The sequence below is a fragment of the Streptomyces sp. GbtcB6 genome, from assembly GCF_019091475.1.
GTDB lineage: Bacteria > Actinomycetota > Actinomycetes > Streptomycetales > Streptomycetaceae > Streptomyces > Streptomyces hyaluromycini.
Window position 1 is genome coordinate 122257 of record NZ_JAGXJL010000018.1, and the last position, 23251, is coordinate 145507.

A 23251-nucleotide genomic window follows, 5' to 3' on the forward strand; every position below is an offset into this window, starting at 1 on the left:
CGCACGCGTGTGCGGGGCAGCGCCCGGGATCCCGCCGTCAGACGCAGCCGAGCTCGCCCAGCATCCCCTGGCGCAGTCGCATGATGATCCGCTTGATCAGGCGGGAGACATGCATCTGGGAGCAGCCGAGCCGCTCGCCGATCTCCGCCTGGGTGGCCTCCTCCACGAACCGCAGATGGATGATCTCCCGGTCCCGTTCGCTCAGCTCGGCCATGAGCGGGGCCAGCGACTGGAAGTCCTCGACGAGTCGCAGCCCGTCCTCCTCGACGCCGATGAAGTCGGCCAGCACCGCCTCGCCGTCCTCCGGGCCGTCCCCGGTCAGCGCGGCGTCCAGGGAGGAGGAGTTGTAGCCGTTGGAGGCCAGCTGGCCCTCGACCACCTCGTCCTCGGACAGGTTCATGAGCGTGGCGAGCTCGGCGACGGTCGGTTCCCGGTCCAGGCGGCTGGAGAGCTCCTCGCGTGCCTTGGCCAGCTCCACGCGCAGCTCCTGGAGCCGGCGCGGTACGTGCACCGCCCAGGTGGTGTCACGGAAGAACCGCTTGATCTCGCCCACGATGTACGGCAGCGCGAAGGAGGTGAACTCGACCTCGCGTGACAGCTCGAACCGGTCGATGGCCTTGATCAGGCCGATCATCCCGGTCTGGACGATGTCCTCCATGTCGTCGCCCCGGTTGCGGAACCGTCCGGCCGCGAACCGCACCAGCGACATGTTCATCTCGATGAGTGTGTTGCGGGCGTACTGGTACTCGGGGGTGCCCTCCTCCAGTTCACCGAGCCGCTGGAAGAACTGGCGGGACAGCTGGCGTGCGTCGCGCGGGGCGACGGTCCTCGGGTCCTCGATTCCTGGCAGTGCCCCCTCCGGCGTCCACGCTTCGACGGGGTGAGCGGTGTTCACTGCTTCCGACCGGATCCCGGCGGTATTCATTGCCTCTCCCAGGTCGCTCATGGTTCGGCGGCTGTCTCTTCGGCCGGTGTCGTCCCGGCCCTGTCCAGGTCTCGCCCTGCCCGGGTACCCGGAGCCGGACGTCTCATGCGTGCCTCGAAGCTCGGGTACCCGGGGTGACGCGACGCATGCGCTCTGTCCCCGGGCGTGGCCAAAAACAGCCTGTGACGGTCCGTGGTCGAGGGGACTACGCTCCGACGCGCACCGCTGTGACCAGCTCGTGCCGGTACCGCTTGGTGACGACACCGCCGTACCGGGAGTCGATCAGCCCGCGGATGCTCGCGAGCAGCCCGTTCCGGGCGGCCTCCGGGAGCGCTCGGTGGTTCGAGTAGGTGAGCAGCACGTCCAGGTACTGGTCGGTGGTGTACGTGATCTCCTGGGCATGGCCGTGCACGGAGACGTCGGTGAAGTGCGGGGAGCCGGTGAACTCGGTCGTGTCGGTCGCGAGGTCGGACTCGGGGGTCAGACGCAGACCCGGCGGGGTGGCCGGATCCCAGCGCTCGTAGCACTCCTGGACCTCGGCGAAGAAGTCCTCGGTGCCGCCCGCCACATGGTGGGTGGCGATGACGCCGAGCTGCCCGCCCGGGCGCAGCGCCCGGGCCGCCTTGGGCATCCGGACCGCCGGGTCGATCCAGTGGAAGGCGGTCGCGCAGACCACCGCGTCGAACGGCTCCGGCGGCAGCTCCCACTGTTCAAAGGCCGCGACCACCACGTCTACCTCGGGAAACGCGGCCAGTTGCCGACGGGCCACGGCGGCCATGTTCGGGCCGATCTCCACGGCGGTGATCGAACAGCCGGAGCCGGCCAGATCGACGGTGAGTTTGCCGGTGCCCGGGGCGATCTCCAGGACCCGGACGCCCGGCCCGGCGCCCGTGACCCGGACCAACTCATCGACCAGCGAGGCGGGGTAGCGGGGCCGGGCCCGTTCGTACCGTTCGGCGTCCTGGTCGAAGATGTCCCGCAGTTTCGGTTCTTTCACCCTGAATTCCAGTGCGTCCACGCAGGCAGAATGCCGCTGCCCGTCCCTCGGAGCCAGCGTTTTTCGCCGGCCCCGGCCGCCCGGCGGCCTCTCAGCGCTCGCCCTTCTCCCGCAACTGCCGGAAGAACGCCCGCACATCGCCCACCAGCAGATCCGGCTCCTCCATCGCCGCGAAGTGCCCGCCCCGGTCGAATTCCGTCCAGCGGACGATGTTCTCCGTGCGGTCCGCCTTGTGCCGCAGCGGCCGCTGGGGTTCGGCCGGGAACAGGGCGAGGGCGGTCGGTGCCGTGGACGGTTCGAAGGGCGCGGCGGCCCGGGCGCCGGTGGCGTGCGCCCGCTCGTAGTAGATCCGGGCGGAGGAGGCGGCCGTGCCGGTGAGCCAGTAGAGCATCACGTTGGTCAGCAGCCGGTCCCGGTCCACCGCCTCCTCCGGCAGCTCCTCGGAGTCCGTCCACTCCCGGAACTTCTCGACGATCCAGGCGAGCTGCCCCACCGGCGAGTCCGTGAGCGCGTATCCGGGCGTGTGCGGGCGGGTGCTCTGCAGGATCGCGTACCCGGTGCTCTCCTTGGACCAGGCGGCCCAACGCCGCCACGAGTCGAGGGTGTTGGCCCCCTCCTCGGCGTCCAGCGCCGCCAGCTCCCCGGCCGTCGGCTCGGTGGCCTGCTGGGCGCCCGGCAGCAGATTGAGGTGGACGCCGATCACCCGGCCGGGATGGGCGCGGCCCAGCTCCCGGGAGATCGCCGCGCCCCAGTCACCGCCCTGCGCACCGAACCGCTCGTAGCCCAGCCGGTGCATCAGCTCGGCCCAGGCGTCCGCGACCCGCCCCGCCTCCCAGCCGGACTCCGTCGTCGGACCGGAGAACCCGAACCCCGGGATGCTCGGCAGCACCACGTGGAAGGCGTCGGCCGGGTCCCCGCCGTGCGCCGCCGGATCAGTGAGCGGCCCGACCACGTCCAGGAACTCCACGATCGAGCCCGGCCAGCCGTGGGTGACGACCAGCGGGGTGGCGTCCGGCTCGGGGGAGCGGATGTGGGCGAAGTGCACGTTCGTGCCGTCGACCGTGGTGGTGAACTGCGGCCACGCGTTGAGCTCCGCTTCGGCCGCGCGCCAGTCGTACTCGTGCCGCCAGTAGTGCGCGAGGTCCCGCAGATACGGCGTCGGTACGCCGTACGCCCAGTCTGCGCCGGGCAGCTCGGCCGGCCAGCGGGTGCGGTCGAGGCGGGTGTGGAGGTCTTCGAGGTCGGTCTGGGGGATGGAGATACGGAAGGGGGTGATGTCCGGCGACGAAGAGGTCATGTTGGTGATGCTAGGTGCGGTCGTCGGTCGTCTGCGGGGCCGTTGTGGCTTGTCGCGCCCACGCGGCGGAGCCGCATATGCAGCACAGCCCCGCGCCCCGGAAGGGGCGCGGGGCGATTAGTTTCTCGATTGGCAGGGGTCGGTACACATGACCGCGTTCCCCGCTCCCAGGAGGTGTCCATGACCACCGACGGATTCACCACGTGTCTCTGGTTCGACGGCCAGGCCGAGGAGGCCGCGCACTACTACGTGTCGGTCTTCAAGAACTCCAGCATCGGCAAGGTCGGCCGGTACAACGAGGCCGGACCGGGGGAGGCGGGCTCCGTGCTGGCCGTCGACTTCACGGCCAACGGGCAGAAGTTCGTCGCCATCAACGGCGGCCCGCAGTTCAAGTTCACCGAGGCGATCTCGTTCCAGATCTACTGCGCCGGGCAGGAGGAGGTCGACCACTACTGGGCCAAGCTCACCGAGAACGGCGGCGAACCCGGCCCGTGCGGCTGGCTCAAGGACAGGTACGGCGTGTCCTGGCAGGTCATCCCGGACGGGCTGATCGACATGATCGGCGACGCCGACCCGGAGAAGGCCGCGCGCACCACCCGGGCCATGTACAGCATGAGCAAGCTCGACATCGCCGCGCTGCAGAAGGCGTACGCGGGGGAGTGAGCCATACGGGGACGGGGGCGGTGTCCGCGGACACCGCCCCCTGGTGGACCCGCCGCCGGATCAGACCCGGTCGGCCACGATCAGCAGATACTGGAAGCTGCCGTTCTTGTACGCGGTGAGGAACGCGTCCTCGATCCCCGTCACCAGGTGGTCGGCCTGCTTGCGCAGTTCCCAGTACGGGATCGTCGCCGCGGTGAGGTCCTCCACATGGACCGGCACCAGCCGGTTGGCGGCCATCGCCCGGAAGTACTCCGACCTCGGGTGGATGTCGCAGATGTAGTGCGCGTTGATCAGGGACACCTCGCGGGACGCCTGCCCGTAGGCGTTGTTGTAGCAGCCGGTGATCGTCACATAGCGGCCGCCGCGGCGCAGCAGCCGGGCGTGCTCGGCGAACAGCAGCTCCAGCTCGACGTACATCGTGGACTCGTTGTTCCACGAGGCCGCGTAGGCGCCGGTCTCGAAGCCGGTGTCCAGCATGTTCCGGTGGTGGTAGCGGACCTTGTCGCCGACCTCCCGCTTGCGGGCCATCTCGTTGGCGAAGTCGGCCTGCTTGGCGGAGATGGTCACCCCGTCGGAGTGGCAGCCGTAGCGCAGGTTCGCCACGATGCTGCCGCCACCGCGGCCGCAGCCCGCGTCGAAGACCCGGTCGGCCGGCGTGAGGGCGCCGAGGTGGGAGGCGAGCAGCTCGGCCTGGGCGTGCTCCAGACGGTGCAGCTCACCGGTGACGCGCTCCTTGCGCAGCGCGGGATCGGGCTCGTCGAGCACCGACCAGTCGGCCTCACCGATGCCGTAGTGGTGGTGGTAGAGGTCGTCGATCTTTCCGAGTTCGAGGTTGACCGGGTTCTCCTCGGCGTTCCAGTACTCCGCGACGCTGTTCTGGTACCTGGACTGAGTTGGCACCGGGGCTGACGTGGTGGTCTTCCGAGCGACAGGGGCGGTCGTCAACAGTTGCTCCTCGAAGTGTTTCTGACGGTGTTTCGGATGGGCTCGGTGGCTACCAGTAGTCGGGCAGGTGGTAGCGGCTGGTGTTGGTGGCGTGCCATTCGTGGTTGCCGGAGACCCAGGCGGCCAGCCCCTCCGCATAGCGCGCGATCAGCGGCGAGGTGGCGGCCAGGGCGGCCGACTCCTCCTCGAAGGCCTCCATGACCCGGTTGTGGATGCCGACGGACTTCAGATAGGCCGCCTTCAGCCCGCGCCGGTCGTTGGCGGCCACCACCTGAGGCAGGTTCAGGTGGTCCGGGTCGCTCGCCAGCTCCTTGGTGAAGGAGTACAGATCGTTGACGATCGTGGTGGCGTTGCAGGCCAGGGCCGTGATCCGCTGGATCTCCGGGCGGGCGTAGAGCTGTTCGGGCAGTTCGTAGCCGTCCACCGCGTCGACGATCGACAGGCAGGGCCGGAAGTTGTTGAACTGCCGCATCACCAGGTACTCCCAGACCCGGGGCGTGTACTTGGTCTCCATCCACGCGGCCTCGCCGAGATAGCCCATGTGCAGCCGGGCCATGTCGTGCACGAACCGGGCCGTCTGGCTGGGCGTGGCGAAGCCGGCGTAGTCCGCGAGGGCGTGGTGGTACGAGCGCAGCGGGCCGTCGGCCTGGATCCCCTCGCGCCACTCCTCCTCCAGCTCCGGGATGCCGTGGTAGGGGTCGAGCGCCGACTGGGCGATGATCAGCGGGCCGCCGAGGCCCCGCCGGGATCCGCCCCGTCCCTCGTCCTCCTCGCAGTAGCAGGAGTCCACGATGTTCTCGGCGAGCAGCAGCTTGCCGGCGGCGGTGAGCCGGTCCAGGTCGAGGCCGCCCGGATGCTGGAGGGCGATGGCCCGGCCGAACTGGAAGCCGGAGAAGTCCCCCTTCCAGGCCGCGGGGAACAGGTCCAGCTCGCGGGCCCAGGCCTCAAGGCGGCGGTCGAGCTCGGCGGCCTTCTCCGGGTCGGCGGGCACGGCCGGCCGGCAGTGCAGTCCGGGGACCGCTCCGGTGCGTTTCGTCGGGCGCAGTCGTTGCGCGATGTTCGGCGGTCCCGGCAGAGCGTAGGAGGTGGTGGTTGTGCTCATGGCTGTGCTCCAGGCCGTCAGTCGGCGGTGCGGCCGAGCTGGACGTTCTCCAGGATCCCGGCCGCGTCGGGGACCAGGACGGCGAGCGAGTAGTAGGCGGTGACCAGGTAGTTGATGACGGCCTGCTCGTTGACGCCCATGAAGCGGACGTTCAGGCCGGGCTGGAACTCCTCGGGGATGCCGGTCTGGTAGAGGCCGATGACCCCCTGGTCGGCCTCGCCGGTGCGCAGCGCGATGATGCTGCTGGTGTGGTCGTCGCTGATCGGGATCTTGCTGCACGGGTAGATCGGGACCCCGCGCCAGGCCGGGATCTCGTGCCCGTCGACGTTGGTGGACGGAGGCACGAGGCCGCGCCGGTTGCACTGCCGGAAGAAGGCCGCGATCGCCTTGGGGTGGGCCAGGATCACCTTGGTCTTGCGGCGCATGGAGATCAGCTCGTCCATGTCGTCCGGGGTCGGCGGGCCGGTGAAGGAACTGATCCGCTGCCCGTAGTCGATGTTGTGCAGGAGCCCGAACTCCCGGTTGTTGACCAGCTCCCACTCCTGGCGCTCGCGGATCTCCTCGACCGTGAGGCGCAGCTGCTGCTGGGTCTGGTCCATCGGGTGGTTGTAGAGGTCGGCGACCCGGGAGTGCACCCGCAGCACGGTCTGGGTCAGCGACAACTCGTACTCGCGCGGCGCGAGGTCGTAGTCCACGAAGCCGCCCTGCAGGGTCGGCTCGCCGGTGTGGCCGGCCTGCACCGGCACCTCGGCCTCGCCCTTGCGGTTCATCGGCAGCCGCTGCCGGTCGACATAGGCCTGCAGATGGGCGCCGAGCGAGGGCACCCGGTCCATGATCTCCTCGGCGACCGTCCAGGGCAGCGCCATCACCACGCCCGCCGTCTCCGCCCGGACCGAGGTGAGCCAGAGCGGATCGGTCTGGCCGACCGCCTCGTCGCCCATCTGGTCGCCGTCGGTGACGACCCCGACGACCTCCTCCTCGCCGTACTTGCCGGCCGCGTAACGGATGAACCGGCCGTGCACCACCAGGTAGGTCTCGGTGACCGGCTGCCCCGCCTCGAACAGCACCTGCCCGGCGCGCACCTCGCGGGGCTGGAACCGGCCGGCGATCTCGGTCAGCGCGTCCAGGTCGTCGTAGCCGCGCAGGATCGGCAGCTCGGTGAGGGTCTGCGGGATGACCCGGATGTCGTCCCCGCCGTTGTGCTCGAAGCTCACCCGGCCCCGCCCGGTGCGCAGTTGGAGGCGCCGGTTGACCCGGTAGGTGCCGCCCCTGACGTCCACCCACGGCAGTGTCTTCAGCAGCCACCGGGAGGTGATGGCCTGCATCTGCGGTTCGGACTTGGTGGTCGTGGCGAGCTGGCGTGCCGCCCGGGTGCTCAGGCTGGTGAGCTGCCCGTCGGCGGTCGGATCCGGTTCGGGCTCGTCGACGGCGGAACCGATGACGCTGTCCGGTGTGGACACTTTCCCTCCAGCAGAGAGGTGAACAACGGTGACCCGAAGGGTCGGTGGTGTGCGAGGTGGTGGTGCGCACGGACAAGCCAAACAGCCGTGGTGATCTACGGGTACGGCGCGAAAGGGGCGGTTGCATGCCTTAGTTGCGCAAACCTGGTGTTCGGGGTGGAAAGGGTGGTGTTTCTTGATCGTGCGCCGGTCACCCGCTCTCGTGCCCGGGTCGCGCGGGGGTTGGGCTCAGGAAAGGTCGTTGACCAGCACCGCGGCCCCGTCGAAGCGCCCGGCCTTCAGGTCCCGCAGGGCCCTCGGAGCCTCCGACAATGGATAGGCGTGGGTGGTCGCGTGCACGCCGTGCCGCTCGGCGAGCGCGAGGAACTCCCGCCCGTCGGCACGGGTGTTGGAGGTGACGCTGCGCAGCTCCCGCTCGTAGAACAGCTCGCGTTCGTAGTTCAACGGCGGTACGTCGCTGAGGTGGATGCCCGCGACCGCCAGTACCCCGCCCCGGTCCAGGGCGCGCAGCGCGACCGGCACCAGGTCGCCGACCGGCGCGAACAGGATCGCGCTGTCCAGCGGTTCGGGCGGCGCCTCGTAGGCGTCCCGCGCCGAGGCCGCGCCCAGCTCCACGGCCAGCCGCCGCGCCTCGGCACCCCGGGTGAGCACATGCACCCGCGCGCCCTGGGCGAGCGCCACCTGCGCACACAGGTGGGCGCTGCCCCCGAAGCCGTACAGACCGAGCCGTCCGCCCGGCGGGAGCGAGGCCCGGCGCAGCGCGCGATAGCCGATGATGCCGGCGCACAGCAGCGGGGCGAGCGCGATGTCGTCGAGGGCGCCGGGCAGCCGGTAGGCGAAAGCGGCGGGCACGGTCGTGTACTCCGCGTAACCGCCGTCGGCGTCCCAGCCGGTGTACTGCGAGTGCGGGCACAGGTTCTCGGCGCCCCGCCGGCAGTACGCGCACTCCCCGTCGGTGCGCCGCAGCCAGGCCACCCCGACCCGGTCGCCGACCGCGAAGTCCGCCACCTCGGCGCCCGTCCCCGCGACCGTGCCGACCACCTCGTGCCCCGGGGTCACCCCGGTCCGGTGCACCGGCAGATCTCCCTCGGTGACATGGAGATCGGTGCGGCACACCCCGCAGGCCCGCACCCGCACCAGCAGTTCGTCCGCCCCGGGCACCGGCACCGGCCGCTCGACCAGCCGCAGCGGATCCGCCTCGACCGGTCCGGGCCGCGCCACCGACCACGCCCGCATCACGTCCGCCATACCGCGCCCCGTCCGCCGAAGGCCGCCGACTCCCTTCCCCAGTGTCCGACGGAGTCCGGCGTTCGGCGCGCGGGCGGACCTCCCGGTGGCTAGCGTGAGGAACCGGGAGAACCCGCACGATCGGAAGGGTCGCGGCGATGGCGGTACAACCTGAAGGAACCCCCTGTTGGGCCGACGCGATGTTCGGCGACCTGGAGGGGGCCAAGAGCTTCTACGGCGAGGTCCTCGGCTGGACCTTCGGAGAGTCGTCCTCGGAGTACGGCAACTACACCCAGGCCTACGCGAACGGCAAGGCCGTCGCCGCCGTCGTACCGCCCATGCCCGGTCAGGAGGGGCAGTCGCAGTGGTGCCTGTACTTCGCCTCGCCGGACGCGGCGGCCGCCGCGGCGCGGATCCGGGAGAACGGCGGCGAGGTGCTGATGGAGCCGATGCAGGTCGGCGACTTCGGCACGATGTGCCTGGCCCGTGAGCCCAGCGGCGCGGTGTTCGGGATCTGGCAGGGCGGTGTCCACGAGGGCTTCGAGGCCACGGCCGTGCCCGGCGCCTACTGCTGGGCGGAGGTCTTCACCCGCGAGCCCGAGAAGGCCGACCCCTTCTTCGCGGCCGTCTTCCCCTACACGGTCCGGCAGGTCGAGGACGACAACGTCGACTTCCGCACGTTCAACCTCCGTGAACAGCCCGTCCTCGGCCGGATGCGGATGACCGACGACTTCCCGCCCGAGGTGCCGTCGTACGTGAACGTGTACTTCACCGTCGCCGACTGCGACGAGGCCGTCGCCAAGGCGACGAAGCTCGGCGCGGTCCTTCGCTTCGGGCCGATGACCAGCCCCTTCGGCCGGTTCGCGGCGCTCAGCGACCCGCAGGGCGCCAACTTCTCGGTGATCGACGTCACGACCACCGAGGGTGAGATGCCGCCGACCACGGACGTCTGACCTCGGCGGATCCCGGGCCACGGCCGGGCACCCCGCCCGGCCGTGGCATGATCGGGCGCATGCGTGAACGAGTGGTGGCCGCGTGCGACGGGGCTTCTAAGGGAAACCCGGGACCGGCTGGCTGGGCCTGGGTGGTGTCGGACGACGCGGCGACTCCGGCCCGCTGGGAGGCCGGGCCGCTCGGCAAGGCCACCAACAACGTGGCCGAACTGACCGCCCTGGAGCGGCTGCTGACGGCCGTCGCGCCGGACGTGCCGCTCGAGGTGCGGATGGACTCGCAGTACGCGATGAAGGCCGTCACCACCTGGCTGCCCGGCTGGAAGCGCAACGGCTGGAAGACCTCCGCGGGCAAGCCGGTCGCCAACCAGGACCTTGTCGTCCGCATCGACGAACTCCTCGACGGCCGCACGGTCGACTTCCGGTACGTCCCCGCCCACCAGGTCGACGGCGACCCGCTGAACGACTTCGCCGACCGCGCGGCCAGCCAGGCGGCCGTGGTCCAGGAGGCCGCGGGCAGCGACCTCGGCTCCCCGGAACCGCCGCCGTCCCCGACGTCCGCCGCCTCCGCCGCGGCCCCGCGCCGCAAGGCGGCACCCCGCAAGAGCGCGGCGGGCGCCTCCTCGGCCCGCACCATCAAGGCGAAGTTCCCCGGCCGCTGCCTGTGCGGCCGCTCCTACGCGGCCGGCGAGTCCATCGCCAAGAACGCGCAGGGCTGGGGCCACCCGGAGTGCCGTACGGCAGAGGCCTGACGCAGCGGCCCGATCAGGCCTCCAGGGTGTCGAACGTGTAGAACCTCGTGTGGTCGAGCAGGTCCGCCGGCCGCACGTCGTTCCACGGCTTCATCGTCTCGTCGAGGTCCACCACGTCCGGCGTGCCACCGCCCGGCACATAGGCCGCCTCCGGGTGCCGGCGCTGCCAGCGGGCCCAGAGCTTGTCGATGAAGGCGTGGTGCAGCCAGAACACCGGGTCGTTGGGGGAGACCCCGGTGGCCATCTGCCCGCCGACCCAGACGTGGACCCTGTTGTGCAGGTTGACCCCGCGCCAGCCCTCCAGATGGTTCCGGAAGCCGTCCGAGGCGCTGTTCCAGGGCGCCATGTCGTACGTCGCCATGGACAGTACCGAGTCGACCTCGGCCCGGCTCGGCAGCTCGCGCACGCTCGTCCCGAGCGACCTGCGCAGATAAGTACGGCCGTCCACGCGGACGTTGACCGGCCAGTTCCCGCCGGCCGCGGCGAACGGCCCGTCGGTCACCCGCCCGTCCGAACTGCGCCCGGTGCCGCCGAGGAAGTCCGGCGCCCACAGCGCGGCACGGACGGTCCGGTCGGCGCTCCAGTCCCAGTAGGGGAGCGCGACGGAGGAGTCCACCGACTGGAGTGCCTGCTCGAAGTCGAGCAGGAACCTGCGGTGCCAGGGCAGGAACGACGGCGAACGGTGGCCGGTGCGCTCCGAGTCGTCGGTGTCGGACATGATGAAGGCGTTGTGCGTGCGCACGAAGTCGTCGTAACGCCCGCTGCGCTTCAGCTCGATGACGGCGGCGACGAACCGCCGCTTCTCGTCGGCGGTCAGACTGGCCTGGTTCTTGCGTACGGTCATGTGCGGGGTGCTCCTCGGGCGGGCGATCAGGGCGGTCAGTTGGCGGGGAACGGCAGCAGTGCGGCGCCCTGCAGCTCGTCGACCGCGGCGCGGGCGGCGGCGCGCGGGGTGGCGACCGGGTCGTAGTGGCTGACCACGCTGATCCAGCTGCCGTCGGCGTTCCGCATCACGTGCAGTTCGACCCCGTCCACGAACACCGCGTATCCGGTGCCGTGTCCGTGGTGGTGACCGCCCATTCCGGCCATTCCATCCATTCCGGCCATCGCGTCCATGTCGCCGGTCCCGGCCGGCCGGCCCTGTATCCGGCGGCCCTTGTAGACCTCGTCGAAGGGTTCGAGTGATCCCTCGTGCGAGTGGCCGGCGGCCGAGGCGCCGGGTGCGACGAGGGTCTGGACGCCGGCCGCGGCGGCGAGGGCGGCCGCCGCGGTGAGTGCGCGACGGCGGGTGAGTTCGGGCATGCGGATGCTCCTGTGACGGGTGCGGATGGTGACCCCGTATGCCTATCCGCCGGTTCCGGAGCAGGAGAAATCGCCCGGATCGGGTTGGCTGCGATCAGGACAATTGACTACATGTCATATAAGATTGAACGAAGATGATCTTGTCGTGGCGATGGCCCCGCCGGACCCGGAACGGGGAATTCCTTGCTCGGGCGGGCGGCTTTCCGGTGATCTTTCGCGGCCGTCCGCCGTCCGGGTGGCGTGGCTCACGGCGCCAATCTGGCGCGATTCGAAAACCCGGCCGGGCGCTCTCGCGCTGCTACCCTCCGATGCCAATTGGACACGTTCAGTGAAACCCAGGGGTGTGCGCGTGAAGGTCGTCTGTGTCGGAGGCGGGCCCGCCGGTCTGTATCTCGCGATCCTGCTCAAGAGGCAGAACCCGTCCCACGACATCACCGTCCGCGAACGCAACCCCGAGGGCTCCACCTACGGCTGGGGCGTCACCTACTGGCGCGCCCTGCTCGACCGGCTCCACGCGTACGACCCCGAGTCGGCGCAGGCCATCGAGGAGAGCTCGGTGCGCTGGACCCAGGGCGTCGCCCACGTCCGTGACCAGGTGACCCGGCAGCCCGGTGACGCGGGCCACGGCATCGGCCGCCACCGCCTCCTGGAGATCCTCGCCGAACGCGCCCGCGGTCTCGGCGTCCGGCTGGAGTTCGAGGACGAGATCACCCCCGGCAACCTCCCCGAGGCCGACCTGGTCGTCGCCGCCGACGGCATCCACAGCACCCTGCGCGCCCGGCACGCCGACCACTTCGGCACCGACGTCACCGAGGGCCGCAACCACTACGTGTGGCTCGGCACCACCCAGGTCTTCGACTCCTTCACCTTCGCCTTCACCGAGACGGAGCACGGCTGGGTCTGGTGCTACGGCTACCCGTACGACGCCGAGCACAGCACCTGCGTCATCGAGTGCGCCCCGGACACCCTCACCGGCCTCGGCCTCGACACGATGGACGAGGCCGGCCAACTGACCCTGCTGGAGAAGCTGTTCGCCGGCATCCTCGACGGCCGTCCGCTGATCGGCGGTTCCTCGGCGGCCTGGCCGGCCTTCCGCACCCTCACCAACCGCACCTGGCACCACGGCAACCTCGTCCTGCTCGGCGACGCCGCGCACACCACCCACTACTCCATCGGCGCCGGCACCACCCTCGCTCTGGAGGACGCCATGTGCCTCGCCGACGCACTGCGCGAACCCGCCGCCCTGCCGCAGGCCCTCGCAGCCTACGAACAGCGGCGCAAGGCCGAACTCGTCTCCGCGCAGAGCGCGGCCCGCCTCAGCGCCCAGTGGTACGAGAACCTGCCCCGCTACATCGGCCTGCCCCCGCACCGCATGTTCGCCCTGCTCGGCCAGCGGCACTCGCCCCTGCTGCCGTACGTCCCGCCGCAGCTCTACTACGGCCTCGACAGGGCGGCCGGGCGGCTGGAGGTGCTGCGCCGGTTCAAGCGGTGGCTCGGGCCACGGGCGGCGCGCGCCCTGCACGTCCGGTCGTAGGCGCCTTACGGCCGCGGGATGTTTGGGTGAAAGGCCATTCACCCGATAGGGTGAATTCGTATTCACCTCGTTTTTCGCGCCGCCCGCAGGAGTGCCGATGGACCAGCCCGCCCCGACAGCCGGTAGCCCGGGATCGCCCGCCGCACCACCCCCGTTGCGGGAGCGGCTGACCATCCCGGTGCTGGCCTTCGGCGGGATCCTGATGGCCGTCATGCAGACGGTGGTGGTCCCGCTCCTGCCGGACCTGCCCCGGCTCACCCACTCCTCGGCCGGTGCCGTCTCCTGGATGGTCACCGCGACCCTGCTCGCAGGGGCCGTCCTCACGCCGGTGCTCGGCCGGGCCGGCGACATGTACGGCAAGCGCCGGGTGCTCACCGGGGCCCTCGCGCTGATGACGGTGGGCTCCGTGATGTGCGCCCTGTCGTCGGACATCACCGTGCTCATCGTCGCCCGCGCCTTCCAGGGCGCCGCCGCCTCCGTCGTACCGCTGTCGATCAGCATCCTGCGCGACGAACTGCCGCCCGAGCGACGGGGGTCGGCGGTGGCGCTGATGAGCTCCACCGTCGGCATCGGAGCCGCCCTGGGCCTGCCGCTGGCCGCGCTGGTGGTGCAGTACTACGACTGGCACACCATGTTCTGGCTGACCAGCTTCCTCGGGGCGCTGGGCGTCGCGGCCGTCTGGTGGGCGGTCCGGGAGTCACCGGTGCGCGAGCCCGGCCGGTTCGACGTCCTCGGCACCCTCGGGCTGGCCGTCGGGCTGACCTCCCTGCTGCTCGGCGTCTCCCAGGGCGGCCAGTGGGGCTGGGGCAGCCCGCGCGTCCTCGGACTGTTCGGCGCCGCCGTCCTCGTGCTGGCCCTGTGGTGGTGGCAGCAGCTGCGGACCGGTGAACCCCTGGTCGACCTGCACCTCGTGACCCGGCCGCGGGTCGGCCTCTCGCATGTCGCCGCCCTGCTGACCGGGTTCGCCTTCTACGCCAACTCCCTGGTCACCGCCCAGCTGGTGCAGGCGCCGAAGACCACCGGATACGGCCTCGGCCTGTCGATCGTGGCCACCGGCCTGTGCCTGCTCCCCGGCGGCGTGACCATGCTGCTGTTCTCCCCGCTCTCCGCCCGGATCTCCGCCTCCCGGGGCCCGCGCATCACCCTGGCCCTCGGCGCCGCGGTCATCGCCTGCGGATACGTGGTCCGCATCGCCGACAGCCGCGACCTCTGGATGATCATCCTGGGCGCCACCGTCGTCGCCACCGGCACCACGCTCGCCTACTCCGCGCTGCCCACGCTGATCCTGCGGGCCGTCCCGGCGAGCCAGACCGCCTCCGCCAACGGCGTCAACGTCCTCATGCGGACCATCGGCCAGGCCACCTCCAGCGCCGCCGTGGCCGCCGTCCTCACCCACCACACCAGCCTCGTCGGCGGCGTTCCCATCGCCACGCTGCACGGCTACCTGCTGGCCTTCGCGATGGCCGGCGCCATCGCCCTCGCGGCCGCCGCCGCAGCCCTCTCCATACCCGGCGACAAGGCTCCCGCCGGCCCTGTCCCCGCCCGGGGCCGTGCCGAGAGTGCGAGGGACGAGGCGCTGGAGGGAGCATGAGTGCCGTGAGCACCCGACCCGGCACCCCCTCCGCGCCCGCCCCCGCCCCCGCCCGACGGGACGCCGAGGCCACCAAGGCGGCCATCCTCAGGGCCGCCCGGCACCTCCTCGCCCGGCACGCGCACGCCGACATCACCCTCAAGGACGTCGCCGAACGCGCCGGGGTCAGCGCGCCGTTGATCCTCAAGTACTTCGGCAACAAGGACAGCCTGTTCGCCCGGGTCATGTCCTTCGACACCGACGCGGCCGCTCTCCTCGACGCACCCCTGGACGACCTCGGCCGGCACATGGTCCGGCACGTCCTGGAGAGCCAGCGCGACCGCGGCGCCGACCCGCTGCTGCGCATCGTCTTCGCGCCCCTGCACGGCGACCACGGCGATGTGCTGCGCGCCAACTTCCGCGCCCATGTGGTCGACGCCCTCGCCGCCCGGCTCACCGGACCCGACCCGGACCTGCGCGCCGAGCTCGCCGTCGCCCAGCTCATCGGCCTGGGCGTGATGTACGGCATCGCCCGCGGCCCACGGCTGCGCGACTCCGCGGCCGCCGACGTCGGCGACATCGCCGACCGCTACGGCCCGGCCGTCCAGGCTCAGCTGACGCCCTGAGCGCTCCGCTGCAAGTGCCGCGATGCGCCGTCTGCCGACCGCGGCGCCGTCGTGGCTGGTCGCGCCCACGCGGCGGAGCCGCATATGGATACAGCCCCGCGCCCCTTCAGGGCGCTGCCCAACCGACCGCAGCGGACTTCGCCGGACCCGCTTAGCCCGGCTCCGGCGCCGTCAGCAGCGCCTCGGCCGACCTGCGGAAGGCGGTCAGCAGCCGGTGGTTGTCCCCGGCGCGGGTCGCCAGCACCACTTGGCTCGGCTCGACTCCGTGCAGCGGGACCGTGGTCAGGTCGGGGCGGATGGTCGCGCCGGGCACCCGGGGCGCGATCGCCACGGCCTGCCCGGCGGCGACATGCTCGAACTTGTCCTCCACCGCGACGATCAGCGGACCGTCGGGCGCGGGTCTGCCGTCCGGCCGTGGATCTATCCGCCAGAACGCGTTCCAGAGCGGATCCTTCCCCCGGGGCAGCGGCTCGTCGGCGATGTCGTCGAGGGTGACCGACTCCTTCCCGGCCAGCCGGTGGTCCAGAGGGACCACCAGGACGCGCGGCTCGTCGTACAGGACCGTCACCCGCAACCCGTCGGTGCGCAGCGGCAGCCGCGTCACGACCGCGTCCACGCGCCCCGTCAGCAGGGCCTCGCGCGGCTCGCCCCAGTCGAGGTGCATGGTCCGCACGTCGGCGTCCGGGAAGCGGCGGCGCAGCTCGCGCACGGCCGGGGTGACGATGATCCCGTTGATGTACCCGACGGTGATCCGGCTGGGCTCGGCGGCGGCCCGGGTGACAGCGGCGGCCTCGCCCGCTGCCCGCAGCAATGCCCCGGCCCGCGCCAGGAACACCTCACCGGCCTCGGTGAGCCGGGCCCCCTGCGGGGTGCGGTCGAAGAGCCGCGCACCCAGCACCTGCTCAAGGCGCTGGATCTGCCGGCTCAGCGCGGGCTGGGTGATGTGCAGGGCACCTGCGGCCCGCCCGAAGTGGCGCTGCTCGGCGACGACGGTGAAGTACCGGACGAGCCGCAGATCGAGGTCGGGGGCGGAAGCCGGATCAGCCATGCCTCCAGCATAAGGCCGACGACCTGCGGCGATGCCTGAAAGGCATTGCGTATTGCGAAAGAGGCTTTGGACGCGCGCCGCCCGCCGGCCGAACGATGGAAACACGATCCCCTCCCTCGAAGGAGCACTCACCATGCGGGTATTCGTCACCGGCGGCAGCGGTTTCATCGGTTCCGCCGTCGTCCCCGAACTCCTCGGCGCCGGCCACCGGGTCCTCGCCCTCGCCCGCTCGGACAAGTCGGCCGAGACCCTGCGGGCGGCGGGCGCCGAAGTGCACCGCGGCAGCCTCGACGACCCCGAGGACCTGGCCCGCGCGGCGGCCGGGACCGACGGCGTGATCCATCTGGCCTTCAACCACGACGACTTCCTGAACATGACCCGCGCCGTGGAGACCGACCTCGGCGTGATCGAGGCGATCGGCGCCGCCCTGGCAGGCTCGGACCGGCCCTTCGTCGCCACCTCGGGAACCCTCCTGCTCGCGGCGATTGACGGCGTCGCGACGGAGGACGACACCCCGGCACCGGGCATCCACCGCGGCGACTGCGACCGCGCCGCGCTCGCCCTGGCCGCGCGCGGCGTTCGCAGCTCGGTGGTCCGCCTGGCCCCCACGGTGCACGGCCGGGGCGACCAGGGATTCGTGCCGCGGCTGATCGGCATCGCCCGCGAGAAGGGCGTCGCCGCATACGTCGGCGACGGCACCAACCGCTGGCCGGCCGCCCACCGCCTGGACGCCGCCCGCCTGTACCGCAGGGCCCTGGAGTCGGCCCCGGCGGGCACCGCCCTGCACGGAGCGGCCGATGAGGGAGTCCCCTTCAAGGACATCGCGGCGGCCATGGGCAGGGGCCTCGACGTCCCGGTGAAGAGCATCCCGGCGGATGAGGCGCAGGCCCACTTCGGCTGGCTGGGCATGGCGGCGTCGATCGACAACGCGACATCGAGCGAGCGAACCAGGAAGCTCCTGGGCTGGAAGCCGGAACAGCCGGGTCTGATCGCCGACTTGGAAGAGGGCCACTACTTCTGAATGCCGGTGACGTGAAGCGCCCCGACAGGGGCGCGGGGCTGTTGCCAATGTGCGGCTCCGCCGCGTGGGCGCGACCAGCCCCCACCGGCCCGCAGCCATCAACGGCGCACAAGCACCCCGTCCAAGAACCCGTTACTGAAAACCCGGTGTGGGTCAAGGCGGTCCAACACCTCGACCGCCGCATCCCACACCGCACCCCCGAACGACCCCGGAATCCTGGTGCCGAGCACCACCTCATCACTCCACACACCCGACTCCGTATAACCCCACCCCTTGGACCACTCGACCCGAGTCCCCTCGAACGTCTCGAACAGGAACTGCTCCAACTCCCGCAAGAACGCCTCCGCATAGGGCGTCCCCGGCAGCGTCAGCACATCCAGCCACACGGCGGTGTCCGCACCGTCCCGAGGCCGCATCGCGGACAGCAGCGGCATCTGAGCGCCGTCCACCCCGACATCGGACGCCTCGTCCAGCCCCGTCACCCGGATCTCCACCGACCCGTTGACCGGGAACCGCCCCGACGCGGCGTACGCGGTGAGCCGTTCCCGGTAGAAAGAGGTGAACTCGTGCACCACCCGCTGCACCTCGGCCCGCCGAGTCAGCACCGCGTACCCGTTCGCGTCGAGCCGCAGCGTGGTCGGTCTGATGTACAGCAGCGTGTTCTTCGACGCCCCCCAGATGTCGGCGGACAGCGTCGCCGCCAACCCGAGCGCCGACACATCCAGTTGCGCGTTGCCCAGCACCGGCGCCAGGTACCAGGCCGCGTCGGACACCATCCGTCCCACCAGGTCGGCGACCACGGTCGGCACGTTGTCGGAGAAGGGGTAGTTGTACGGCGAGGTGACGTGCCGTGAGGTGAGCGGTCTGGCCGGCGCGACGCTCCACTCCTTCAGCCACGGGTACTCGGTGAAGGGGAACCAGATCGCCTCGACCCGCCCGGACCGCCGCAGGAAGCCGTCCAGGGTCCGGCCACCGGACCCGGGCGCGGCGAACAGCTCGCCGGCCGGGATGTCGGTCCGGCTGACGCACCGCAGCCCGCTGTTGGCCCCGACCCGCAGCACGACCTCGGTGACCAGCGCACGGCCCAGATGCGTCAGGAGCGCCGCACAGTCCGCCTCGTCACGCCGGAACGTCCGCAGGACATACGCTCCGGCGCTCTCGTCCCACACCACCGCCGTCAGCGCCACCACCAGGTTGCTCAGCGAGCCGTAGGTGTGGCCGGGCAGTGGTTCCTCGCCGTCGGCCGGTACGGCGGTGCCGTGCGCGTCGATCGCCAGCGCGCCGCCCAGTGTCAGATCGCCCGGCGCGGGCGCGGCGGTCAGCCCGAGGCCGTGGCCTTCCAGGAAGGTGAGCAGCGCCTCCAGGGTGACTCCGGTCCCGGCCCGCACCTCGGTGGCGGAGTCCAGGGTGAGCCCGGTGAGATGGCCGGCGGTGTCGACGAGCAGGACTTTGTCGTCGGCCCCCGTCCCCTCGGTGATCGTCAAGGGCGACCAGCCGTGCGAGGAGCCACGCGCGCGTACCCGCCGGCCGTTGCGCCAGGCCCAGTCGACGGCCGCGAGCACCTGACCGGCGTCGGCCGGGGCACACGCCCACAGACCGTCCGCGGTGATCTCGCCGACCCAGTTGCGGTACGCGGATCGGTACAGCGCGACCTCCGCCGGGAAGCCGGGCAACTCGGCGGCGGCGACGGCCGGATCGGCGGCCAGCAGCACCGGAACCGCGGCGAGCGCGGCGGCGGACCGCAGGAAGCCCCGACGGCTCCAGCCGTCGGCGGCAGGAATGTTGTTCGCTGAACGATCTGTCACGCCGACACGCTAGAGCCCGGTTGACACACCCTCGATTTCCGTCCAGCACAATCACCCGTGTGAGTGAAGGATTCACAGGTGGGCGGAGGCGAACCGGCCCGTGACACCGTTGTCGGCGGCGGATGACAGACTGGCGCCATGGACGAACGCGTAATCGGCAGGTCGGGACAGCGGGCATCGGTCGTCGGCCTCGGCACATGGCAGCTCGGCGCCGACTGGGGCGAGGTGGACGACAAGGAGGCCCTCGCCGTTCTGGAGACGGCGGCGGAGTCGGGGGTGACCTTCTTCGACACCGCCGACGTGTACGGCGACGGGCGCAGTGAGCAGACCATCGCCGCCTTCCTGCGCGGCAGGCCGGACCTGCATGTGCTGGTGGCCACGAAGATGGGCCGCCGGGTCGACCAGATCCCGGAGAACTACGTCCTGGACAACTTCCGCGCGTGGAACGACCGGTCGCGCCGCAACCTCGGCGTGGACCGCCTGGACCTGGTGCAGCTGCACTGCCCGCCCACCCCGGTCTACTCCTCCGACGCGGTGTACGACGCCCTCGACACCCTGGTAGAGGAGGAGCGCATCGCGGCCTACGGCGTCAGCGTCGAGACCTGCGCGGAGGCGCTCACCGCGATCGCCCGCCCGGGCGTGGCCAGCGTGCAGATCATCCTCAACCCGTTCCGGATGAAGCCGCTGTACGAGGTGCTCCCGGCCGCCGAGGAGGCCGGCGTCGGCATCATCGCGCGCGTGCCGCTCGCCTCCGGGCTGCTGTCCGGCAAGTACACCAAGGACACGGTCTTCGCGGCCGACGACCACCGCACCTACAACCGGCACGGCGAGGCCTTCGACCAGGGCGAGACCTTCTCCGGCGTCGACTACGCGACGGGCGTCGAGGCCGCCGCCGAGTTCGCCGCCCTCGCCCCCGAGGGGTACACCCCGGCCCAGCTCGCCCTGCGCTGGATCATCGACCGGCCCGGTGTGACCACGGTGATCCCGGGCGCCCGCAACCCGGAGCAGGCCCGCGCCAACGCGGCCGCCGCGAAGCTCCCGGAGCTGCCGGAGGAGACGGTCACGGCGATCCGCGAGCTGTACGACCGCCGGATCCAGGACCAGGTGGAAAGCCGCTGGTAGCAGTGGTGCGGGCCGGGAGCGCAGCCGTGCCGCTCCCGGCCCTTGCCGTTTGAGGGACGGGCCCGCCGGTTACGCGTACTCCATGACCGACCAGGAGCGGCGGACCGGGCGCGACGAGACGGAGGAGGAGCGCGCCGACCGGATGTGGAGCGATCTCATCCAGGAGGTGCGCGTCGCCCAGACCGGCGTGCAGATCCTGTTCGGCTTCCTGCTCACCGTCGTCTTCCAGCAGAAGTACGCCGAGTTGTCCGGCACGGACAAGACGATCTACATCGTCACCGTCATCCTGGGCGCGTCCGCCACGGGCGCCCTCATCGGCCCGGTCTCCCTGCACCGGCTGGTCTCCGGCCGCAGGGTGAAGCCGCAGGCGGTGCGGATGGCGTCCCGGCTCACCTCGGTCGGCCTGTTCCTGCTGCTGGCCACCATGACCGCGTCCCTGGTGCTGATCCTCCGGGTGGCCACCGGTGGCAGCCCTGTGACCTGGGCGGTGGCGGCCGTCGTCGTCTGGTACCTGGTCTGCTGGTACGGCCTGCCGCTGTGGTCCCGGCACCGTCACTCCACCCGCTGAGCCGCCTCCAGCGCCCGCAGCTGCCGGTCGTGCACCCTGCTCAGCACCAGGACGGACACCGTCGCCCCGATCAGCGCGCAGAACATGTCCCACTGGGTGTCCCACACGTCGCCCTGGGTGGCCAGGAAGGCGTCCGCGCCGTGGCCGCCGATCTCGGCCGCCAGCCACTCCAGCAGCTCGAAGCAGGCGCTGAACGCGAGGCAGGCGCACACCGTCAGCGGGGCCAGCCAGCGGCTGCCGCGCAGCGGGGAGGTACGGACGAGCAGCTCCCGGACCAGGATCGCCGGCACGAAGCCCTGCATGAGGTGGCCGAAGCGGTCGTACGGATTGCGGGACAGGTGGAAGGTGTCGCGCACCCAGTCGCCCACCGGCACCTCGGCGTAGGTGTAGTGGCCGCCCACCGCGAGCACCAGCGCGTGCGCCGCGAGGAGCCCGGCCAGCAGGCCCGTCAGCGGAAAGCGCCGCCAGGTCAGCACCACCAGCGGCAGCCCGATCAGCACCCACACCGTCTCGAGGAACCAGGTCGTACGGTCCCGTGCGCCCCACGCCGAGAGGGCCATGCCGGCCACCACCACCCCGGCGAGCACGGCCGGCGGAACACGGCGGGGCACTCGGTGCGGAACGGGGCGCGGGGCGGGGTGCACTGCGGTCATGGCGACTCCTTGTCGTGGGAGCCTCATCGTGGCCGCGGCGCCCGGGCGCCTGCATGAGTACGGCTACTCAGCCGGTGGCGAGGATCTCCGCGAGTACGTCGTCCACGGGGAACTCCTCCCGGCCGGGCGGCACGGCCAGGTAGGTGTCGCTCAGGAAGGAGGCCAGCGCGGGCGCCCACGCGAACACCACCGCGTGGTGGCGGCTGCCGCCGGGCAGGGGGTCGCCGAGGAAGTCCATGCGCACTTCCCTCCAGCGCCCCTGCCGTACGGGACGCAGCCGGACGTCCCCGACCCCGACCGGCTCTCTCAGTCCGTCGTTCAGCATCTCGCGGTCCAGCCGCCACCGGGCGAGCACCCGGCCGTCCAGGGTGAACACCGCGGTGACGGCGAACGGGTCACCGGCGTCGTACGACAGATGGGCGAGGACGGGACAGCGGCCCGACCCGTCCGCACGGAGCTGTACGACCAGGGTCCTGTGCACGATGGGGTTCACGCGAGTGGCCTCCGAGAACGATCGGCTTGGTGCCCTCTAGTACCCCTCTCGCGGGGAAAACGCTCAATCCTGAGCGGAATTGCCCTACGAATCCGACGAGCCCTGCGAGTACTACGTGCGCTACACGTCCTCCGTGCCCTTCGCGCCGCGCAGGGCGGCCAGGCAGGAGCCGATGGCCTGCTGGAGGTCCTCCAGGCGCTGGACCATGTCGTCCTCGTAGAAGTCCTGGGCGTCGTCGAAGGTCAGCTCCTCGAACGCCTTGGTCGCCTTCTGCAGGCTGTTGTAGAACTTGGTGCGCTTCTCCTGGACCCGCAGTTCGGGGTCGGCCTCGACCGCCTCCACCACCAGGTTCTTCATGGTGTCGAAGGCCTCGGCCGCCCACTCGCCGGTGTCCTCGTCCTCGTCCAGTTCGTCGAGGAGCGACAGATGGCGCTCGGCCTCCTGGCGCAGGTCGGCCGGCGCGTCGACGGTCTGCCCGGCCGGGGTCTTGATCTGGCCGGACTCGGCGATCTGCCGGACGTAGCCGATGCGGTCGGCCGAGCGGCTCTCGGTGGCGACGGCCTTCTTCAGGTCGGCGGTGCGGACCACGTCACGGGCCAGCACGGTCTGCAGGTCCGGGTCCTCCTTGATGCGGTCCAGGAGCGCCGAGCGGGCGGCGCGGGCGGTGGACGGGTCGGCGAGGATCGCGGCGCGCAGCGCGGTGGGGTTCTCGGCGACTTCGAGGGCCTTGGTGGGCCGGATGCCCTCGGCCTCGGCGGCCTCCACGATGGCGGTGCCGCGCTCGGAGGTGGCGCTGTTGCGGGCGACGTAGTAGCTCAACCAGACGTCGGAGTCCGGGAGTTCGACCTCCTGGCCCGGGGCGAGAGCCTCGAAGTGCGGGACCACACCGTCGTCGGCGGCCTTGTCCCAGGCCTTGTAGTAGCGCATGACCCGCTCCGGCGAGCAGCCGGCCAGCTCGGCGAACTCCTTCGCCGAGACCTTCGGCGTCTCGTCCGCGCCCTGCCCTCCCGGCCGTACGCTGCGGGCCACCATCAGCCCGAACGTCCAGCCTCCGGTCCGCACATAGGCGCCGAACTCGCGCGCGTCCCGCGCCACCAGGTCGGAGAGGGGAGCCGGGGACGCGGTGGACGTCTCGGACGGGTCGATCGCTAGGGTCACGGAGGACACTCCTGAAGGCTGCCGAACTGCTTA

23 protein-coding genes are annotated in these 23251 nt (G+C 71.3%); 9 read left to right on the top strand and 14 right to left on the bottom strand.

Annotated features, from left to right (window positions below):
- Positions 1–37: 37 nt before the first annotated feature.
- The 3 genes from KVT45_RS28665 to KVT45_RS28675 form a co-directional block, all read right to left on the bottom strand.
- Positions 38–925, bottom strand: coding sequence for an RNA polymerase sigma factor SigF (locus tag KVT45_RS28665; protein WP_217551994.1), 888 nt, complete (start codon positions 923–925; stop codon positions 38–40).
- 205 nt (positions 926–1130) lie between these two features.
- Positions 1131–1943: a class I SAM-dependent methyltransferase gene (locus KVT45_RS28670; RefSeq protein ID WP_308310888.1), complete on the bottom strand. Its 813-nt coding sequence runs from the start codon at positions 1941–1943 to the stop codon at positions 1131–1133.
- Between the two features lie 70 nt (positions 1944–2013).
- Complete coding sequence (locus KVT45_RS28675; protein WP_217551996.1) at positions 2014–3219, bottom strand: epoxide hydrolase family protein; 1206 nt, start codon at positions 3217–3219, stop codon at positions 2014–2016.
- A gap of 180 nt (positions 3220–3399) precedes the next feature.
- Between KVT45_RS28675 and KVT45_RS28680 the strand changes: the two genes are divergently transcribed.
- Positions 3400–3882: a VOC family protein gene (locus KVT45_RS28680; protein ID WP_217551997.1), complete on the top strand. Its 483-nt coding sequence runs from the start codon at positions 3400–3402 to the stop codon at positions 3880–3882.
- 60 nt (positions 3883–3942) lie between these two features.
- On the opposite strand, the gene KVT45_RS28685 is transcribed toward KVT45_RS28680, so the two are convergent.
- From KVT45_RS28685 to KVT45_RS28700, 4 genes are all read right to left on the bottom strand, one after another.
- Positions 3943–4827, bottom strand: a complete 885-nt coding sequence (locus KVT45_RS28685) for a geranyl diphosphate 2-C-methyltransferase (protein WP_217551998.1) — start codon at positions 4825–4827, stop codon at positions 3943–3945.
- A 49-nt stretch (positions 4828–4876) separates the two neighbouring features.
- A complete protein-coding gene (locus KVT45_RS28690; protein WP_217551999.1) occupies positions 4877–5929 on the bottom strand; it encodes a family 2 encapsulin nanocompartment cargo protein terpene cyclase in 1053 nt (350 codons plus the stop codon).
- 17 nt (positions 5930–5946) lie between these two features.
- Entirely contained in the window at positions 5947–7389 is a 1443-nt protein-coding gene (locus KVT45_RS28695) for a family 2B encapsulin nanocompartment shell protein (protein WP_217552000.1), read from the bottom strand.
- A 228-nt stretch (positions 7390–7617) separates the two neighbouring features.
- Complete coding sequence (locus KVT45_RS28700) at positions 7618–8625, bottom strand: zinc-binding alcohol dehydrogenase family protein (RefSeq protein WP_217552076.1); 1008 nt, start codon at positions 8623–8625, stop codon at positions 7618–7620.
- 149 nt (positions 8626–8774) lie between these two features.
- Between KVT45_RS28700 and KVT45_RS28705 the strand changes: the two genes are divergently transcribed.
- Positions 8775–9569 (top strand): VOC family protein, encoded by a 795-nt coding sequence (locus KVT45_RS28705; protein ID WP_217552001.1) that lies wholly within the window; start codon positions 8775–8777, stop codon positions 9567–9569.
- Between the two features lie 47 nt (positions 9570–9616).
- Positions 9617–10318, top strand: coding sequence for a ribonuclease H (locus KVT45_RS28710; protein WP_217552002.1), 702 nt, complete (start codon positions 9617–9619; stop codon positions 10316–10318).
- 13 nt (positions 10319–10331) lie between these two features.
- On the opposite strand, the gene KVT45_RS28715 is transcribed toward KVT45_RS28710, so the two are convergent.
- Positions 10332–11162 carry a tyrosinase family protein gene (locus KVT45_RS28715; RefSeq protein ID WP_217552003.1) on the bottom strand — a complete coding sequence of 277 codons (831 nt, stop codon included), beginning with the start codon at positions 11160–11162 and terminating at the stop codon, positions 10332–10334.
- 35 nt (positions 11163–11197) lie between these two features.
- Positions 11198–11620 carry a tyrosinase cofactor gene (locus KVT45_RS28720; RefSeq protein WP_217552004.1) on the bottom strand — a complete coding sequence of 141 codons (423 nt, stop codon included), beginning with the start codon at positions 11618–11620 and terminating at the stop codon, positions 11198–11200.
- 343 nt (positions 11621–11963) lie between these two features.
- Here KVT45_RS28720 and KVT45_RS28725 point away from each other — a divergent pair, with 343 nt between their 5' ends.
- The 3 genes from KVT45_RS28725 to KVT45_RS28735 all read left to right on the top strand — a co-directional run bounded on the left by KVT45_RS28725 (position 11964) and on the right by KVT45_RS28735 (position 15350).
- Complete coding sequence (locus tag KVT45_RS28725; protein ID WP_217552005.1) at positions 11964–13154, top strand: FAD-dependent monooxygenase; 1191 nt, start codon at positions 11964–11966, stop codon at positions 13152–13154.
- Positions 13155–13251: 97 nt separating this feature from the next.
- Positions 13252–14745, top strand: a complete 1494-nt coding sequence (locus KVT45_RS28730) for an MFS transporter (protein ID WP_217552006.1) — start codon at positions 13252–13254, stop codon at positions 14743–14745.
- Positions 14742–15350 carry a TetR family transcriptional regulator gene (locus tag KVT45_RS28735; protein WP_217552007.1) on the top strand — a complete coding sequence of 203 codons (609 nt, stop codon included), beginning with the start codon at positions 14742–14744 and terminating at the stop codon, positions 15348–15350. Before KVT45_RS28730 ends, KVT45_RS28735 begins: the two co-directional genes overlap by 4 nt.
- Before the next feature lie 151 nt (positions 15351–15501).
- On the opposite strand, the gene KVT45_RS28740 is transcribed toward KVT45_RS28735, so the two are convergent.
- Positions 15502–16398 (bottom strand): LysR family transcriptional regulator, encoded by an 897-nt coding sequence (locus KVT45_RS28740; protein ID WP_217552008.1) that lies wholly within the window; start codon positions 16396–16398, stop codon positions 15502–15504.
- A gap of 133 nt (positions 16399–16531) precedes the next feature.
- On the opposite strand from KVT45_RS28740, the gene KVT45_RS28745 reads away from it, so the two are divergent.
- A complete protein-coding gene (locus tag KVT45_RS28745) occupies positions 16532–17419 on the top strand; it encodes an SDR family oxidoreductase (RefSeq protein ID WP_217552009.1) in 888 nt (295 codons plus the stop codon).
- Positions 17420–17517: 98 nt separating this feature from the next.
- Here the strand turns inward: KVT45_RS28745 and KVT45_RS28750 are convergent, their stop codons facing one another.
- Positions 17518–19224, bottom strand: a complete 1707-nt coding sequence (locus KVT45_RS28750) for a cholesterol oxidase substrate-binding domain-containing protein (RefSeq protein ID WP_217552010.1) — start codon at positions 19222–19224, stop codon at positions 17518–17520.
- A gap of 138 nt (positions 19225–19362) precedes the next feature.
- On the opposite strand from KVT45_RS28750, the gene KVT45_RS28755 reads away from it, so the two are divergent.
- Together KVT45_RS28755 and KVT45_RS28760 are read left to right on the top strand one after the other, a co-directional pair.
- Positions 19363–20346 (top strand): aldo/keto reductase, encoded by a 984-nt coding sequence (locus tag KVT45_RS28755; protein ID WP_217552011.1) that lies wholly within the window; start codon positions 19363–19365, stop codon positions 20344–20346.
- Between the two features lie 82 nt (positions 20347–20428).
- Positions 20429–20914 carry a DUF6328 family protein gene (locus tag KVT45_RS28760; protein ID WP_217552012.1) on the top strand — a complete coding sequence of 162 codons (486 nt, stop codon included), beginning with the start codon at positions 20429–20431 and terminating at the stop codon, positions 20912–20914.
- Here the strand turns inward: KVT45_RS28760 and KVT45_RS28765 are convergent.
- The 3 genes from KVT45_RS28765 to KVT45_RS28775 form a co-directional block, all read right to left on the bottom strand.
- Positions 20899–21567 (bottom strand): DUF2238 domain-containing protein, encoded by a 669-nt coding sequence (locus tag KVT45_RS28765; protein ID WP_217552013.1) that lies wholly within the window; start codon positions 21565–21567, stop codon positions 20899–20901. The genes KVT45_RS28760 and KVT45_RS28765 overlap by 16 nt on opposite strands.
- Before the next feature lie 67 nt (positions 21568–21634).
- Positions 21635–22060 (bottom strand): SsgA family sporulation/cell division regulator, encoded by a 426-nt coding sequence (locus tag KVT45_RS28770; protein ID WP_089102691.1) that lies wholly within the window; start codon positions 22058–22060, stop codon positions 21635–21637.
- Between the two features lie 120 nt (positions 22061–22180).
- On the bottom strand, positions 22181–23218 hold the full coding sequence (locus KVT45_RS28775) for a hypothetical protein (RefSeq protein ID WP_217552014.1): 1038 nt from the start codon (positions 23216–23218) through the stop codon (positions 22181–22183).
- Positions 23219–23251: the final 33 nt, after the last annotated feature.

Bases quoted from the DNA above. Each gene is read 5' to 3' on its own strand.
- KVT45_RS28665 (WP_217551994.1), bottom strand. From the start codon at position 925: ATGAATACCGCCGGGATCCGGTCGGAAGCAGTGAACACCGCTCACCCC.
- KVT45_RS28675 (WP_217551996.1), bottom strand. From the start codon at position 3,219: ATGACCTCTTCGTCGCCGGACATCACCCCCTTCCGTATCTCCATCCCC.
- KVT45_RS28680 (WP_217551997.1), top strand. From the start codon at position 3,400: ATGACCACCGACGGATTCACCACGTGTCTCTGGTTCGACGGCCAGGCC.
- KVT45_RS28690 (WP_217551999.1), bottom strand. From the start codon at position 5,929: ATGAGCACAACCACCACCTCCTACGCTCTGCCGGGACCGCCGAACATC.
- KVT45_RS28700 (WP_217552076.1), bottom strand. From the start codon at position 8,625: ATGCGGGCGTGGTCGGTGGCGCGGCCCGGACCGGTCGAGGCGGATCCG.
- KVT45_RS28705 (WP_217552001.1), top strand. From the start codon at position 8,775: ATGGCGGTACAACCTGAAGGAACCCCCTGTTGGGCCGACGCGATGTTC.
- KVT45_RS28710 (WP_217552002.1), top strand. From the start codon at position 9,617: ATGATCGGGCGCATGCGTGAACGAGTGGTGGCCGCGTGCGACGGGGCT.
- KVT45_RS28715 (WP_217552003.1), bottom strand. From the start codon at position 11,162: ATGACCGTACGCAAGAACCAGGCCAGTCTGACCGCCGACGAGAAGCGG.
- KVT45_RS28720 (WP_217552004.1), bottom strand. From the start codon at position 11,620: ATGCCCGAACTCACCCGCCGTCGCGCACTCACCGCGGCGGCCGCCCTC.
- KVT45_RS28730 (WP_217552006.1), top strand. From the start codon at position 13,252: ATGGACCAGCCCGCCCCGACAGCCGGTAGCCCGGGATCGCCCGCCGCA.
- KVT45_RS28735 (WP_217552007.1), top strand. From the start codon at position 14,742: ATGAGTGCCGTGAGCACCCGACCCGGCACCCCCTCCGCGCCCGCCCCC.
- KVT45_RS28740 (WP_217552008.1), bottom strand. From the start codon at position 16,398: ATGGCTGATCCGGCTTCCGCCCCCGACCTCGATCTGCGGCTCGTCCGG.
- KVT45_RS28745 (WP_217552009.1), top strand. From the start codon at position 16,532: ATGCGGGTATTCGTCACCGGCGGCAGCGGTTTCATCGGTTCCGCCGTC.
- KVT45_RS28755 (WP_217552011.1), top strand. From the start codon at position 19,363: ATGGACGAACGCGTAATCGGCAGGTCGGGACAGCGGGCATCGGTCGTC.
- KVT45_RS28760 (WP_217552012.1), top strand. From the start codon at position 20,429: ATGACCGACCAGGAGCGGCGGACCGGGCGCGACGAGACGGAGGAGGAG.
- KVT45_RS28765 (WP_217552013.1), bottom strand. From the start codon at position 21,567: ATGACCGCAGTGCACCCCGCCCCGCGCCCCGTTCCGCACCGAGTGCCC.